This window comes from Rubellimicrobium sp. CFH 75288 (assembly GCF_009904055.1).
GTDB lineage: Bacteria > Pseudomonadota > Alphaproteobacteria > Rhodobacterales > Rhodobacteraceae > Rubellimicrobium.
Map to the genome: position 1 here is coordinate 58433 of NZ_WYDP01000023.1, position 13239 is coordinate 71671.

General features: G+C 73.3%; 16 protein-coding genes and 1 tRNA gene. 14 read left to right on the plus strand and 3 right to left on the minus strand.

The window, feature by feature from the left end; all coding sequences use genetic code 11:
- Positions 1 to 8 precede the first annotated feature (8 nt).
- The gene (ispH, locus tag GT358_RS14705; protein ID WP_166583386.1) at positions 9 to 962 is read right to left on the minus strand and encodes a 4-hydroxy-3-methylbut-2-enyl diphosphate reductase; all 954 of its coding nucleotides are present in this window, start codon (positions 960 to 962) and stop codon (positions 9 to 11) included.
- A gap of 93 nt (positions 963 to 1055) precedes the next feature.
- The gene (locus GT358_RS14710) at positions 1056 to 1646 is read right to left on the minus strand and encodes an NYN domain-containing protein (RefSeq protein WP_166583387.1); all 591 of its coding nucleotides are present in this window, start codon (positions 1644 to 1646) and stop codon (positions 1056 to 1058) included.
- 153 nt (positions 1647 to 1799) lie between these two features.
- On the opposite strand from GT358_RS14710, the gene folK reads away from it, so the two are divergent.
- The 14 genes from folK (at position 1800) to GT358_RS14780 (ending at position 13121) form a co-directional block, all read left to right on the plus strand.
- Positions 1800 to 2354 (plus strand): 2-amino-4-hydroxy-6-hydroxymethyldihydropteridine diphosphokinase, encoded by a 555-nt coding sequence (gene folK / locus GT358_RS14715; RefSeq protein WP_371416307.1) that lies wholly within the window; start codon positions 1800 to 1802, stop codon positions 2352 to 2354.
- Between the two features lie 135 nt (positions 2355 to 2489).
- On the plus strand, positions 2490 to 2843 hold the full coding sequence (gene rpoZ / locus GT358_RS14720) for a DNA-directed RNA polymerase subunit omega (RefSeq protein WP_166583389.1): 354 nt from the start codon (positions 2490 to 2492) through the stop codon (positions 2841 to 2843).
- Between the two features lie 25 nt (positions 2844 to 2868).
- A complete protein-coding gene (locus GT358_RS14725) occupies positions 2869 to 5097 on the plus strand; it encodes a bifunctional (p)ppGpp synthetase/guanosine-3',5'-bis(diphosphate) 3'-pyrophosphohydrolase (protein WP_166583390.1) in 2229 nt (742 codons plus the stop codon).
- Positions 5097 to 5723: a DUF2062 domain-containing protein gene (locus GT358_RS14730; RefSeq protein ID WP_166583391.1), complete on the plus strand. Its 627-nt coding sequence runs from the start codon at positions 5097 to 5099 to the stop codon at positions 5721 to 5723. Before GT358_RS14725 ends, GT358_RS14730 begins: the two co-directional genes overlap by 1 nt.
- A 62-nt stretch (positions 5724 to 5785) precedes the next feature.
- Entirely contained in the window at positions 5786 to 6529 is a 744-nt protein-coding gene (locus GT358_RS14735; RefSeq protein WP_166583392.1) for a pyridoxine 5'-phosphate synthase, read from the plus strand.
- A 71-nt stretch (positions 6530 to 6600) separates the two neighbouring features.
- Positions 6601 to 7134 (plus strand): nucleoside deaminase, encoded by a 534-nt coding sequence (locus GT358_RS14740; protein WP_166583393.1) that lies wholly within the window; start codon positions 6601 to 6603, stop codon positions 7132 to 7134.
- Positions 7115 to 7618 carry a hypothetical protein gene (locus GT358_RS14745; RefSeq protein ID WP_166583394.1) on the plus strand — a complete coding sequence of 168 codons (504 nt, stop codon included), beginning with the start codon at positions 7115 to 7117 and terminating at the stop codon, positions 7616 to 7618. The genes GT358_RS14740 and GT358_RS14745 overlap by 20 nt, the downstream gene beginning before the upstream one ends.
- Positions 7615 to 8055: a holo-ACP synthase gene (gene acpS, locus GT358_RS14750; protein ID WP_166583395.1), complete on the plus strand. Its 441-nt coding sequence runs from the start codon at positions 7615 to 7617 to the stop codon at positions 8053 to 8055. The genes GT358_RS14745 and acpS overlap by 4 nt, the downstream gene beginning before the upstream one ends.
- 87 nt (positions 8056 to 8142) lie before the next feature.
- Entirely contained in the window at positions 8143 to 9009 is an 867-nt protein-coding gene (gene lepB, locus GT358_RS14755) for a signal peptidase I (RefSeq protein WP_166583396.1), read from the plus strand.
- Between the two features lie 11 nt (positions 9010 to 9020).
- Positions 9021 to 10079 carry a signal peptidase I gene (gene lepB, locus GT358_RS14760; protein WP_166583397.1) on the plus strand — a complete coding sequence of 353 codons (1059 nt, stop codon included), beginning with the start codon at positions 9021 to 9023 and terminating at the stop codon, positions 10077 to 10079.
- Between the two features lie 8 nt (positions 10080 to 10087).
- Complete coding sequence (gene rnc / locus GT358_RS14765; protein ID WP_166583398.1) at positions 10088 to 10822, plus strand: ribonuclease III; 735 nt, start codon at positions 10088 to 10090, stop codon at positions 10820 to 10822.
- Entirely contained in the window at positions 10819 to 11751 is a 933-nt protein-coding gene (gene era / locus GT358_RS14770; RefSeq protein WP_166583399.1) for a GTPase Era, read from the plus strand. Before rnc ends, era begins: the two co-directional genes overlap by 4 nt.
- A gap of 4 nt (positions 11752 to 11755) precedes the next feature.
- Complete coding sequence (locus GT358_RS14775; protein ID WP_166583400.1) at positions 11756 to 12091, plus strand: DUF1491 family protein; 336 nt, start codon at positions 11756 to 11758, stop codon at positions 12089 to 12091.
- Between the two features lie 136 nt (positions 12092 to 12227).
- Positions 12228 to 13121 (plus strand): glutamine amidotransferase, encoded by an 894-nt coding sequence (locus GT358_RS14780; RefSeq protein WP_166583401.1) that lies wholly within the window; start codon positions 12228 to 12230, stop codon positions 13119 to 13121.
- On the opposite strand, the gene GT358_RS14785 is transcribed toward GT358_RS14780, so the two are convergent.
- Positions 13100 to 13176, minus strand: a tRNA-Met gene (locus GT358_RS14785). The genes GT358_RS14780 and GT358_RS14785 overlap by 22 nt on opposite strands.
- Between the last annotated feature and the right edge of the window lie 63 nt (positions 13177 to 13239).

Consider the following 13239-nt stretch of genomic DNA (forward strand, 5'->3'; position numbering starts at 1 on the left):
GTCCCCGCTCACGCGCGCTCGCGCAGCACGGCCGGGACGCGGAACTCGATGTCCTCCACGGCGGCAACCACGGGCTCCACCGTCACATCCCATCGCGCCCGCAGCGCCTCGACCACCTCCTCGACCAGCGATTCGGGCGCCGAGGCCCCCGCCGTCAGCCCCAGCGCCCGCGCCCCTTCGAGCGCGCGCCAGTCGATCTGGCCCGCATGCTCGACCAGCTGCGAATGAGGACAACCGGCGCGCAGCGCCACCTCCGCCAGCCGCCGCGAGTTCGACGAGTTCGGCGCCCCCACGACCAGGACGGCATCGCAGACAGGCGCCATCGCCTTGACGGCCGCCTGCCGGTTGGTGGTGGCATAGCAGATGTCGTCATGGGCCGGCGCCACGATGGCCGGAAAGCGCGCCTGCAGTGCTGCGGCCACCTCGGCCGTGTCGTCCACCGAGAGCGTCGTCTGCGTCACGAAGGCGAGCCGCTCCGGGTCGCGGGGGCTCAGCCGCTCGACATCGGCCACGTTCTCGACCAGCAGCACCTCGCCGGGCGGCAGCTGGCCCATCGTGCCCACGGTCTCGGGGTGGCCGGCATGGCCGATCATCACCACCTGCCGGCCCTGGGCGTGGTGTCGGCGCGCCTCGGTATGCACCTTGGTCACGAGCGGGCAGGTCGCATCCACCTGGATCATGCCGCGCGCGCGCGCCTCCTCCGGCACGGACCGCGCCACCCCGTGGGCCGAGAAGACGATGGGCCGGTCCGCCGGCGCCTCCGCCACCTCCTCCACGAAGACGGCGCCCTTGGCGCGCAGGCCCTCCACGACGGTGCGGTTGTGGACGATCTCGTGGCGCACATAGACGGGCGCGCCCCATTTCTCGAGGGCGAGTTCCACGATGCGGATGGCGCGGTCGACGCCGGCGCAGAATCCGCGCGGCGCAGCCATGTGTAGCGTGAGGGGGGGCTTGGGGGTCATGGGCGCTCCGGCAGGGGCGTGGGCGGACCGGGCCCCGGGGGGCCTCCTCTGCCCATCTAGGACGTTCCCCGGTCCGGCGCAAACCGCCGCCCGTCAGGTCAGGGGCACCGGCCGTTCGGTGTCGGGGCTTTCGTCCTCCGCGCGCTGGCGGCCGTCGCGCGGCGGCCGGCCGATCACGTCGCGCAGATCGTCCAGATCGATGAAATTGTCGGCCTGCCGGCGCAGGTCGTCGGCCACGAGCGGCGGCTGGCTGCGGATCGTGGAGGCGACCGAGACGCGGACCCCGCGCCGCTGGAGCGCGTCCACCAGCACGCGGAAATCGCCGTCGCCCAGGAACAGGACGGCATGGTCGATATGCGGCGCGATCTCGAGCGCGTCCACGGCGAGGTCGAGATCGGTGCTCCCCTTGGTCTTGCGCCGGCCCGCCGCATCGACATAGTCGCGCACGGGCTTGGCGCGCAGGGTGAAGCCGTTGTACTGGAGCCAGTCCGCCAGCGGGCGGATCGGCGAATAGTCGTCCCCCTCTGCCAGGGTGGTGTAGTAGAAGGCCCTCACCAGGCGGCCGCGGCGCAGGAATTCCGACCGCAGCAGCTTGTAGTCGATGTCAAAGCCGAGCGCGCGCGCCGCGCCGTAGAGGTTGGGGCCGTCGATGAAGAGGGCGAGACGGTCGTCGCGATAGAACATCCCATGGCCTTTTCTGCTCGATCGGGCGCGGGACGCGAAATGCCGTCAGGCCCGTCCGTCCAAGATAGGGAACCCGTCCCGGCGCGCAACCCGCGCGATGACGCGGCCTGCACCCGGGACGGCGCCGGGCCCGCGGCTCCGGTCCTCGCGCTTGTGGCGCTCGGGGCGAACCTGCCCTCGTCCGCCGGTCCGCCCGAAGCCACCTTGCGCGCGGCCCTCGGCGCTCTCGGGACCGACAACGTGGCCTGCGGCCCGATCCGGCCGAGCCGGCTGTGGCGCAGCCCCTCCTGGCCGCCGGGCGGGCCAGACTATGTCAACGCCGCCGCCGCCTTCGAGACCCTCCTCTCTCCAGACCGCCTGCTCGGGCGGCTCCATGCCCTCGAGGCGGCGTTCGGCCGCCGCCGCGAGGGGCGCTGGACGGCACGCAGCCTCGATCTGGACCTCCTGGCCTGGGGCGACGCGATCCGGCCAGACCCCGCCACGGCCAAGGCCTGGCGGGATCTGCCCCCCGCCCGTCAGGGACGGGAGGCGCCGGACGGTCTCGTGCTGCCCCATCCGCGGCTGCAGGACCGCGCCTTCGTCCTGCTGCCCCTGGCCGAGATCGCCCCCTCCTGGCGCCACCCGGCGCTCGGCCTGACCGTGTCTGCGCTGCTGTCGGCCCTGCCGGCAGAGGCGCTGCGGGACGTCCGGCCTCTCGGCCCGGTGTGAGACGCACGGCCGCAGGACCTCTGCCCCCTTGCCAAGCGCCATCGCCCGCGCTAGGGGGGGCGTTCCGCAGGCCGGCTCCGCCGGACGATCCCGCTCGTCCTCCGCCCGGCCGGCCCAGTTTCGGGAGAGCGCCCCATGGCCCGCGTCACCGTCGAGGATTGCGTCGACAAGGTTCCCAACCGCTTCGAACTCGTGCTGCTTGCCGCCCACCGTGCGCGCGAACTGGCCGACGGCGCGCCGCTCACCCTGCCGCGCGACAACGACAAGAACCCCGTCGTCGCGCTGCGCGAGATCGCGGAGGAGACCGTCCTCGCTGACGACCTGCGCGAGCGCCTGATCGCCGCCCACCAGACCCAGATCGAGGTGGACGAGCCCGAGGAGGACGCCATGGCGATCCTCATGGCGCCCGAGATGGACCGGCCCGCCAAGGACGACATGGACGAGGAGCGCCTGCTGCGCCAGCTCCTCCAGGCCAACGAGCCGCGCTGATCCTGCGCGCGGGGCTGTCGGTCCCATGGACGCGCAGGGCGCGCTGCGGGCCGGAGCGCAGGCCGCCTCCGACGAGGCGGCCGCTCCCGTCGCCGCGGCATCGGCGCCGGTTGCTCCCACGGTCGAGGACCTCATCCGGCAGGTGCACGCCTACAACCCGCGCACCAACGCCGACCTGATCCGCCGCGCCTGGGCCTTCGGCGAGGCCATGCACGAAGGCCAGCTGCGCAAGTCCGGCGAGGCCTATTTCACCCACCCCGCCGCCGTCGCCCGCATCCTGGCCGAGCAGCGGATGGACGACGCCACCATCGTCACGGCGCTGCTGCACGACACGGTCGAGGATACAAAGGCCTCGCGCGCTCAGATCGAGCGCGAGTTCGGCCCCGAGATCGCCGAGCTGGTCGAGGGGGTCACCAACCTCACCAAGATGCAGATCCGCTCGGACGAGACGCGCCAGGCCGAGAACTTCCGCAAGCTGTTCATGGCCACCTCGCGCGACCTGCGCGTGGTCCTTGTCAAGCTCGCCGACCGTCTGCACAACATGCGCACCATCCGCGCCATGGCCCCCGACAAGCAGGCTCAGAAGGCGCGCGAGACGATGGACATCTACGCCCCCCTCGCGGGGCGGATGGGCATGCAGTGGATGCGCGAGGAGCTCGAGGACCTCGCCTTCCGGGTCCTCAATCCCGAGGCGCGCGCCTCCGTGATCCGCCGCTTCCTGACGCTCCAGGGCGAGGCCGACCACGTCATCGCCAAGATCGTGGAAGACCTGCGCGAACTCATGGCGCGCGAGGGTATCGCGGCCGAGGTCACGGGCCGCGCCAAGAAGCCCTATTCGATCTGGCGCAAGCTCCAGACCAAGGACCAGGCGTTCTCGCGGCTTTCGGACATCTACGGCTTCCGCGTCATCGTGGCGACGGCCGCGGACTGCTACCGCGTGCTCGGCGCCGTCCATCAGCGCTGGCGCGCCGTGCCGGGCCGCTTCAAGGACTACATCTCCCAGCCCAAGTCGAACGGCTACCGCTCGATCCACACCACCGTCGCGGGCCGGGACGGCAAGCAGGTCGAGATCCAGATCCGCACCCACGAGATGCACGAGGTGGCCGAGGCCGGCGTGGCCGCGCACTGGTCCTACCGCGACGGCGTGCGCTCGGAGAACCGCTTCGCCGTGGACCCCGCGCGCTGGATCGCCCAGATGACCGAGCGCTTCGAGGACGGCGCCGACCACAACGACTTTCTCGAGGCCGTCAAGCTCGAGATGTACCAGGACCAGGTGTTCTGCTTCACGCCCAAGGGCCATGTGATCCCCCTGCCCAAGGGCGCTACCCCGATCGACTTCGCCTATGCCATCCACACCCGCATCGGGCATGCCTGCGTCGGCGCCAAGGTGGACGGGGTGCGGGTGCCCCTCTATACCCGGCTCCGCAACGGCCAGATGGTCGAGATCATCACCGCCGAGGGCCAGACCCCCCAGGCCTCCTGGGTCGGCATCGCGGTCACGGGCCGCGCCAAGTCCGCCATCCGCCGCGCCCTGCGCGAGGAGGACCGCGAGCGCTTCATCAAGCTCGGCGCCGAACTCGCCCGCGTCGCCTTCGAGAACGTGGGCCGAAAGGCGACTGACAAGGCGCTCCGGACCGCCGCCCGCGCCATGGGCTTCGAGGCCGCCGACGACCTGCTCGCGCGTCTGGGTTCGGCCGAGATCACCGCCCGCCAGGTCGTGCGCGTCCTTTATCCCGACCTCGCCCAGCGCCCCGGCGAGGAGGTGGAGGAGGCGCGCGCCGTGGTCGGCCTCTCGCCCGACCAGGCCTATGCCCGCGCCCCCTGCTGCCAGCCCGTTCCCGGCGAGCGCATCGTGGGCATCGCCCAGCGCGGACAGGGCGTCGTCGTCCACGCCATCGACTGCCCCGCGCTCGCCCGCTACGAGGACCAGCCCGACCGCTGGCTCGACCTGCACTGGCAGGAGGGGACGCACCGGCCCGTCAACACCGTCACCCTCGAGATGACCATCTCCAACGGCCCCGGCGTGCTGGGCCGGGTCTGCACCCTGATCGGCGAGCAATCCGCCAACATCTCCGATCTGTCCTTCGTGGATCGCAAGCCCGACTACTACCGTCTGCTCGTGGACGTGGACCTGCGCAACGCCGAGCATCTCCACCGCGTCCTGACCGCGCTCGAGGCCGAAAGCCAGGTCTCCTCGGTCGCGCGCCATCGCGACCCCCGCCGGTCCGAACAATCGGCCGCGCCGCGCCCCTGATGGTCTTCCGCCGCCGCGACCGCCGCCCCCCCCTTCGCGCCCTGCGCGAGGCGCTCTGGCCCAGGGGCGGCTGGGGCCGGGCCGTGGGCTACATGAGCCTGCGCCTGCGGCGGCTGCCCGACAGCCCCGAAAAGATCGCGCGCGGGATCGCGGCGGGCGTCATCGTCAGCTTCACGCCGCTCTACGGGCTGCATTTCGTCCTGTCGATGGCTCTGGCCTGGGCGATCCGGGGCAACATCGTCGCCTCCCTGATCGGAACCTTCATCAACAACCCCGCCACCATCGTGCCCATCTCCGCGCTCTGCATGGCGCTGGGCTACTGGATCCTCGGCCTGCCGCTCGACCGCCGCCTCATGGACAATCTCGGCCAGGCCTTCGCGGAGGGTCTGGCGGATGTCTGGACGATGCTCGTCTATCCCTTCACCGGCAACACGCCCGACTGGGTCGGGCTGCGCCACTTCGCCGAACTGATCCTCATTCCCTATTTCGTCGGCGGCATCCTTCCGGGCCTCGTCGCCACCGCGATCTGCTACTGGCTGACCGTGGGGATCGTGCGCGCCTACCAGGCCGCGCGCCGCCGCAAGCTCCAGGCGCGCCTCCAGCGCCTCGCCGCGCCGGAGGAGTGAGTCCCGCTCTGGTCCCCGGCCGCCGCCTCGCCTAGGGTGGCGCGCCAGATTCGGAGGACGCGATGGACCGGCTCAGGCTCGGGGTGAACATCGACCATGTGGCCACGGTGAGGAATGCCCGCGGCACCGCCTTTCCCGATCCCGTCCGCGCCGCCCTGATCGCCGAGGCCGCCGGCGCCGACGGCATCACCGCGCATCTGCGCGAGGACCGCCGCCACATCTCGGACGCCGACATCGCGCGGCTGTCCGAATCCCTCACCCGCCCGCTCAATCTCGAGATGGCCGCCACCCCCGAGATGCAGGCCATCGCGCTGCGCCACCGCCCCCATGCCGTCTGCCTCGTCCCCGAGCGGCGCGAGGAGCGCACCACCGAGGGCGGCCTCGACGTCCTCGCCCAGGAGGACGCGCTCGCCCGCTTCGTCGCCCCCTTGCGCGAGGCGGGGGCCCGCGTGTCGCTGTTCGTGGCTGCCGACCTCCGCCAGATCGAGGCCGCCGCCCGGACGGGGGCCGCCGTGGTCGAGATCCATACCGGCGCCTATTGCGACGCCGCCCATGAGGGCCGCGAGGCCGAGGCCGAGGCCGAGCTGGCCCGCATCCGCGACGCCGCCGCCCGGGCCCACGCCCTCGGCCTCGAGGTTCATGCCGGCCACGGCCTGACCTACGACACCGTGGCCCCGGTCGCCGCCATCCCCGAACTGCGCGAACTCAACATCGGCCACTTCCTGATCGGCGAGGCCATCATGCAGGGCCTCGCGCCCGCCATCGCCGAGATGCGCCGCCGCATGGACGCCGCGCGCGCGCCCTGAAGCCCCCCGCCAGGGAACCGCGCGCCTCCGGCCCCGTTCCGGCGCAGGTTTCCCTCCGCGCAGGTGCGCCCATGCCCGAGATCCCCGCCCCCCTTCCCGACACCGACCCCGACGACCCTCTTGCCCGGGCCCCTGCCCGTCCCGAGCCCACCGCGGCCGAGCGCGACGCCATGCGGGAGGCCATCCGCCGCGCCCGCGCCATCGCCGAAGGCGACGGCGGCGTGGGCATCGTCGCGGCGGTGATGGCCGAGGGCCGCGTCCTCGCCTGGGGCGAGAACCGCGTCCACGAATGGTCCGATCCCACCCGCCACGCCGAGATGGTCGCCATCTCCGCCGTCACGCAGGGCATGGACCGCACCGACCTCAGGGGGGCCACGGTGATCTCCACCCTCCAGCCCTGCGAGATGTGCCTTGCGGCCTTGCGCTTCGCCGGCGTGGACCGCATCGTGTATGCCGCCACCCAGGCCCGGGTGCACCCGAAATACTTCATGTTCGGCGGCCTCTCGATCGAGGATTTCCGCGCCGCCAGCAACGAGCCCTTCACCCCCGTGGGCGGCGTGCTCGAGGAGGAGGTGATCGACCTCTATGCGGACGGCCAGGAATAGCCTTTCGGCCCTCGCGCTTCTCGCGCCCGCGCCCCTCGCGGCGCAGGCGGTGGCCGAGTGCGACCCCGCCCCCCCCGTCACCGCCCTGGTCGAGCCCTGGGAGGAAACCTCGCGCGCGCTCGCCGACGGCGCCGTCCGCGTGGCCGTCATCGAGGACGGGGCAGGGGGCGTGGACCTCCTGGTGCTGACCCTGCCGCCGCTGCCCGAGAGCGAGCCCGACCCCGACCTGCCCCCGCCGCCCCAGCCCCCCCGCCGCTGCCGCCTCGTCTCCGAGGGGGGGATCGGCTTCGCCGCGCTCGACCTCGAGGGGATCGAGACGGCCGAGAACCCCGACCTCGCGCTCTTCGACCTGCGCCTGCCCGCCCTGCGCTTTGTGCCCGAATCGAGCGAACTCGAGGAGGTGACGCTGCGCCTGACCTTCGGCGTGGCCGACGACAGCCTCTCGGCCGAGGTCGAGGAGCCGCCCGAGGGTGCCGCGCCGTGATCCTCGGCATCGGCGCGGACCTGTGCTCCATCGAGCGGATGGAGCGCACGCTGACCCGCTGGGGGCCGCGCTTCCGCGACCGCGTCTTCACCCCGCGCGAGCAGGCCCGCGCCGCCCGCCGCCCGCACGAGGCCGCGACCTATGCCAAGCGCTGGGCCGCCAAGGAAGCCTGCTCCAAGGCGCTGGGCACGGGCCTGCGCATGGGCATCGCCTGGCGCGACATGGCGGTGTCGAACCTCGAGACCGGCCAGCCCGTGATGCACCTGACCGGCTGGGCCGCGCGCCGGCTCGCCGCCATGACGCCGCCCGGTCACCAGGCGCTGGTCCACGTCACCCTGACCGACGACCATCCCTGGGCACAGGCTTTCGTGGTCATCGAGGCCCGCCCTCTTGGCGAGCCGTTCACGCCGTCCGGCGCAGCGCCCGCGCGCGGTTGACTTGGACCGCCCCCCGCGCCAGACAGCGGCACCGCGCGACCGGGCGGGCGCCGCGGCGCCGCGCCCCCGGACAGGGAGGCGGATCGCATGGCATGGGGACGGCGGACGGCCGAGGTCGAGCAGGCGCCCAAGACCTTTCTCGGCAGCGTCTGGGAGACGCTCAAGACCATCTTCTGGGCGCTTCTGATCGCCGGGATCTTCCGCACCCTGTTCTTTCAGCCCTTCTGGATTCCGTCGGGCTCGATGAAGGACACGCTGCTCATCGGCGACTTCCTGTTCGTCAACAAGATGGCCTACGGCTATTCCTACGCCTCCTGCCCCTCGATCCGCATCGCCGCGATCGGGCTCGACCTCGACCAGGAGGATTTCTGCGGCTGGCTGCCCTGGCCCGAGGGCCGCGTGCTGGGCTCCGAGCCCGAGCGCGGCGACGTGGTCGTGTTCCGCCACCCCGTCACCGGCGTGGACTTCATCAAGCGCCTGATCGGCCTGCCCGGCGACCGCGTCCAGATGCGCGACGGCCGCCTCTGGCTCAACGGAGAGCCCGTCCCCCTCGAGCCCGCGGGCGAGTTCGTCGAGCCCTACCTGCCCCAGGGACCGCAGGGCCTGCCCCCCTCCTGCCGCGGAGGACCGCGCCGTCCGGGCGAGCCCTGCATCTCCGACCGCTACATCGAGACGCTGCCGAACGGGCGATCCTATTCCGTCCTCGACATCGGCCGCTCGGTGGCCGACGACACGGGCGTGTTCACCGTTCCCGAGGGGCACTACTTCTTCATGGGCGACAACCGCGACAACTCGACGGATTCGCGCTTTCCCCAATCCGCCCGCGGCGTGGGCTTCGTGCCGGCCGAGGATCTCGTGGGCCGCGCCGACCGGGTGATGTTCTCCTCCGCGGGCCGCTCCATGCTCGCCTTCTGGACCTGGCGCGGCGACCGCTTCTTCCACCCGATCCGCTAGGGAGGGGGCGCGTGCCCGCCGCCGCCGCCCGCCGCCGCCCCTGGCCCTCGCCGCCCGAGCTTCTGGCGCAGGGCTTCGTCCCCACGGGGCGGACGGCGCCCGAGCCCTTCCTGGCCGTGCTGATGCTGGTGGCGCTGCCCGCCGCCTGGCTGCGCTGGGGGCCCCGTCTGGTGGACGAATGGTCGCGCTGGCACGAGGCGGCGGGCATTGTGCCCCTCGCGCTTCTGGCCGTCCCGGCGACCGGCCATGTCCTGCGGCGGCTCACGGATATGGGGCTGCGGGGGGCCTGGGCCTGGCTTCTGCTGGTGCCCTGGCTGCGCTGGGTCCTTCTCGCCGCGCTGGTCCTGGCACCCTCCTCGCAGCGGCGGCGCAACCCCGACGGTGCGCTGCGAGCCTTCGGGCTGGGGCTTGCGGGGCTCGCCGCGCTGGGCCTGCTGGGCAGCCTGCTGTGGACGGCCGCGCCCGTCCTGGCGCACGGGATGCGCCCGGCCTTGCGGCCGGGGGATCTGGTGCTCCTGCGCCGCGCACCGCTGCCGCTCGCACCGGGCGACGTGATCGCCTTCCGCGGCGCGGACGGGCCGGGCTGGGGCCGCCTCGTTGCGCGAGGACCCGCCCGCGTCGCAGTCGAGGACGGCGTGCCCGTGATCGACGGCCGCCCCGCCCGGCGCAGCGACGCCGGCCTTCTCTCCGAGCCCTTCCGCCCCGAAGGACCCCGCCGGGCGCTGCCCGTCTGCGGCAACGGCGCGGTCGGCCTCGGGGCGGAATGCCGCACGCGGCTCTGGCGCGAAACGCTGCCGGACGGGGCCTCCTTCCTCGCGCTCGATGCGGGGCAGCGTCCGCTCGACCGGATGGAGCCCGTCGAGGTGCCGCCGGGCCATCTCTTCGTCCTCGGCGACGACCGCGATGCCGCGCGCGACTCGCGCCTGGCGCCCGGGGTCGGGGGCGCGGGCCTCGTGCCGGAGGAGGCGGTCATCGGCCGCGCCTCCCTCGTGCTGGTCTCGGCCGCAGGCCGCCGCCCCTGGGACCCCCGCTACTGGCGGCCCTCCCGCCTGTTCGAGCCCGTCCGCTGAGATCGCCCATGACCCGTCGCCCCATCCCCCATGCCGAGCCGGACCCCCCCTCGCCCACGGCGCGCGCCGCCCGCCCCGGTGCCGCCCTCCGCGCCCTCGAGGAGCGTCTCGGCCACCGCTTCCGCGACCCCGCGCTGCTCGCCCGCGCGCTCACCCACGGCTCGCGCGGGGAGGGCGAGGACAACCAGCGCCTCGAATTCCTGGGCGACCGCGTCCTCGGCCTCGTCATTGCCGAGGCACTGCTCGAGGCCGACCCCGAAGCCCCGGAGGGGCTGATCGCGCCGCGCCTCAACGCGCTCGTCCGCCGCGAGACCTGCGCCGCCATCGCGCGCGAGATCGGCTTGGGCGAGGGGCTCAAGCTCGGCCGCTCCGAGATGCTCTCGGGCGGCCGCCGCAAGGAGGCGCTGCTTGCCGACGCCATGGAGGCGGTCGTGGCCGCGCTCTATCTGGACGGCGGGCTCCCCGTCGCCCGCGCGGCCGTCCTGCGCCTCTGGGGGCCCCGCATCGCCTCGGCCCCCCGCGATGCGCGCGACGCCAAGACCGCGCTGCAGGAATGGGCCCAGGCCCGCGGCCTGCCGCCCCCCGCCTATGCCCTTCTGGACCGCGAGGGACCCGACCACGCCCCCCTCTTCGCCATCGAGGCCCGCCTCGCCACGGGCGAGACCGCCCGCGCCACCGGCTCCACCAAGCGCGCGGCCGAGCACGAGGCGGCGGCCGCCCTCCTGCAGAGGCTCCAGCCATGACCGCCCCCGACGCGCCCGCCGATCCCCCCACCCGCGCGGGCTTTGTCGCCCTGATCGGAGAGCCCAACGCCGGCAAGTCCACGCTTCTCAACCGCATGGTCGGCGCCAAGGTCTCCATCGTCACCCACAAGGTCCAGACCACCCGCTCCCGCATCCGCGGCGTGGCGATCGAGGGCGCCTCCCAGATCGTGTTCGTGGACACGCCCGGCCTGTTCCGCCCCCGCCGCCGGCTCGACCGCGCCATGGTCGCCGCCGCCTGGGGGGGCGCGGCCGACGCCGATGTGGTCGTGCTCCTCGTCGAGGCCCATCGCGGCCTCACCGAGGGGGTCGAGGCCATCCTCGACGCGCTGCGCGACCGCATCGGCCCCCGTCCCGTGGCGCTCGCCGTCAACAAGATCGACCGCGTCAGGGCCGAATCGCTCCTGCCGCTCTCCGAGGCGCTCAACGCCGCCTTTCCCTTCGAGCGCACCTTCCTGATCTCGGCCGAGCGCGGCCACGGCACCGACGACCTGCGCCGCTGGCTCGCCGACCGGATGCCTCCCGGCCCCTGGCTCTACCCCGAGGACCAGCTCGCCGACCTGCCCATGCGCACCCTCGCCGCCGAGACCACGCGCGAGAAGCTCACGCTCCGCCTCCACCAGGAGATCCCCTACGAACTGACCGTCGAGACCGAAGCCTGGGAGGAACGCCCCGACGGCTCGGCCCGCATCGACCAGGTCATCTATGTCGCGCGCGAGGGGCATCGCGGCATCGTGCTCGGCAAGGGCGGCGAGACGATCAAGGCCGTGGGCCAGGCGGCGCGCCGCGACCTCGAGGCCTTCATGGGCCGCCGCGTCCACCTGTTCCTGACCGTCAAGGTCCAGCCGAACTGGCTCGAGGACCCCGAACGCTTCGGCGAGATGGGTCTCGACTGGCGCGACGGCGCCTGACACGATGGAGACGCCGCGCCTCAGGACCGGGCTCTGGGTCTCGGCCTATCTTGCGCGGCTCGGCGCCGAGGCGATCCCGGCTGTGGTGGTCCGGCGCGGCGACGCCGATGCCGGGGCCGTCCTCGTCAAGTGCGCCACGCTCGACGGGCGCGCGGTCGTCCTGCACCGCTCCTGGGACCTCGCCACCGGCCGGCGCGTCTGGGCGGTTCTCGCCGAGGGCGAGGAGGAGGCCGCCGACGCGGCCATCGCCCGCCAGATCCGCTTCGACCCCGACCTCTGGGTTCTCGAGGTGGAGGACCGGCGCGGCCGGCACCTGCTGGGCGAGGAGGGTCTCGACTGACCCCCTGTCCGGGCCGCCGCAAGGCAGGGGCTTCCTGCCGCCGCCGGCCCGGCTATCCTCCGCCCGTGACCCGACGGAGCCCTGTCGCGCCAGGGCCCGCCCGGTCGCGTCCGTCCCGTCTCCGGAGGCCATCCCCATGACGACCGACATCCTGCTGGTGGGCGAGAGCTGGTCCTCCACCGCCGTGCACGCCAAGGGCTTCGACATCTTCCATTCCACCACCTTCCACACGGGCGCCGACGCCTTCGTGGCCGCGCTCGAGGCGGAGGGCCGCTTTCGCGTCACCTGGCTCCGGGCGCACGAGGCCGCGGAGGGTTTTCCCTTCGACCGCGACGGACTGGATCGCTACCGGGCGGTCATCCTGTCGGATGTGGGGGCCAATACCCTGCTGCTGCCGCCCGAGGTCTGGCTCCACGGCCGCCCCGTCCCCAACCGCCTGCGCCGCCTGCGCGACTGGGTGGCCGAGGGCGGCGGTCTCGCCATGGTCGGGGGCTATCTCAGCTTTCAGGGCATCGACGGCCGCGCGCGCTGGCACCGCACGCCGGTCGAGGAGGCGCTGCCCGTGACGATGCTGCCCGTCGACGACCGTCTGGAAGTGCCCGAGGGATTCCGCCCCGTGATCCGCCGCGCCGGCCACCCGATCCTTGCGGACCTGCCGCCGGAGCCATGGCCCCTTCTGCTGGGGGCCAACGAGGTCCGGGCGCGCCCCGAGGCCGAGGTGCTCCTGACCCTGCCGGAGGAGGAGGGCGGCCATCCCCTTCTGGTGACCGGCCGCTGGGGACGGGGCCGCACGCTTGCCTGGACCTCCGATATCGGGCCCCACTGGCTGCCCACCGCCTTCTCCGCCTTGGGAAGGATTCGCACCCCTGATGCGGCAGGCGGTCGCCTGGCTTGCGGGAGAGGGGCCGGCCTGACGGCTCCGGGTCCCGGATCGGGCTGGCGGACGGCCCGAGGCTGCGGGGGAGGAGCGGTCAGACCGGATGGATGGTCGCGACGAGGGAAACCGGGTGGTAGCGGAGGAGGGACTTGAACCCCCGACACGCGGATTATGATTCCGCTGCTCTAACCAACTGAGCTACTCCGCCCCGGCCCCCGCCCTTAAAGCGGCGAAGGATCGGCGTCAACGCCCTTGGCGCCCGAGATGCTGG

Coding starts and splice junctions, on each gene's coding strand:
- ispH (WP_166583386.1), bottom strand. CDS start 962: ATGACCCCCAAGCCCCCCCTCACGCTACACATGGCTGCGCCGCGCGGA.
- GT358_RS14710 (WP_166583387.1), bottom strand. CDS start 1,646: ATGTTCTATCGCGACGACCGTCTCGCCCTCTTCATCGACGGCCCCAAC.
- rpoZ (WP_166583389.1), top strand. CDS start 2,490: ATGGCCCGCGTCACCGTCGAGGATTGCGTCGACAAGGTTCCCAACCGC.
- GT358_RS14725 (WP_166583390.1), top strand. CDS start 2,869: ATGGACGCGCAGGGCGCGCTGCGGGCCGGAGCGCAGGCCGCCTCCGAC.
- GT358_RS14730 (WP_166583391.1), top strand. CDS start 5,097: ATGGTCTTCCGCCGCCGCGACCGCCGCCCCCCCCTTCGCGCCCTGCGC.
- GT358_RS14735 (WP_166583392.1), top strand. CDS start 5,786: ATGGACCGGCTCAGGCTCGGGGTGAACATCGACCATGTGGCCACGGTG.
- GT358_RS14740 (WP_166583393.1), top strand. CDS start 6,601: ATGCCCGAGATCCCCGCCCCCCTTCCCGACACCGACCCCGACGACCCT.
- GT358_RS14745 (WP_166583394.1), top strand. CDS start 7,115: ATGCGGACGGCCAGGAATAGCCTTTCGGCCCTCGCGCTTCTCGCGCCC.
- lepB (WP_166583396.1), top strand. CDS start 8,143: ATGGCATGGGGACGGCGGACGGCCGAGGTCGAGCAGGCGCCCAAGACC.
- rnc (WP_166583398.1), top strand. CDS start 10,088: ATGACCCGTCGCCCCATCCCCCATGCCGAGCCGGACCCCCCCTCGCCC.
- era (WP_166583399.1), top strand. CDS start 10,819: ATGACCGCCCCCGACGCGCCCGCCGATCCCCCCACCCGCGCGGGCTTT.
- GT358_RS14775 (WP_166583400.1), top strand. CDS start 11,756: ATGGAGACGCCGCGCCTCAGGACCGGGCTCTGGGTCTCGGCCTATCTT.
- GT358_RS14780 (WP_166583401.1), top strand. CDS start 12,228: ATGACGACCGACATCCTGCTGGTGGGCGAGAGCTGGTCCTCCACCGCC.